The following is a 528-nucleotide window of genomic DNA, read 5'->3' on the forward strand; positions in this document are numbered from 1 at the left end:
CACCAACTGAGACGTGATTTAGAATCATTTTAAGCTCCTTTTTACTCACAGATTTTGAAAGCATATAACGCCGCGTTAAGGGGTGCAGGCACACAATACAAAAGCTACCGCACAGCGACTTAATCACCGAACCCAACGCAAACCGAAAATGCCACGCGTGCCAAATCCCACTTAAACGCTTTGTTATGGGGCTTGGATTCAAGTACGAAGTGCGACACCTCTGAACATAAAAACAGTAAGGTGCGATAATCATGAACTTTGCTCCCGCCAAGAAGTAAAAAACATGAAATACACACACCTCACTGAGAACGAAAGGTATATGATTTCTGCGCTCAGAAAGCAAGGAATTAGTACCGCTAAAATAGCTAAACAACTGGGGCGCCATAAAGCCACTATCTATCGAGAAATTGAACGCAATTGTCGTTACAACAAGTTCTTCGATAGGTACTCTTATCAACCACGGCGGGCACAGCAAATGGCTCGTAACCGGCTGAGCCGCTCGCGCAGAAACAAGCGCTACAGCAAAAG

1 protein-coding gene is annotated in these 528 nt (G+C 45.1%); it reads left to right on the forward strand.

The window, feature by feature from the left end:
- Window positions 1-283: 283 nt before the first annotated feature.
- On the forward strand, window positions 284-528 hold a 245-nt coding region (locus CIK04_RS31180; protein WP_142995052.1), incomplete at its 3' end, for a helix-turn-helix domain-containing protein.

This window comes from Vibrio sp. 03_296 (assembly GCF_002265885.1).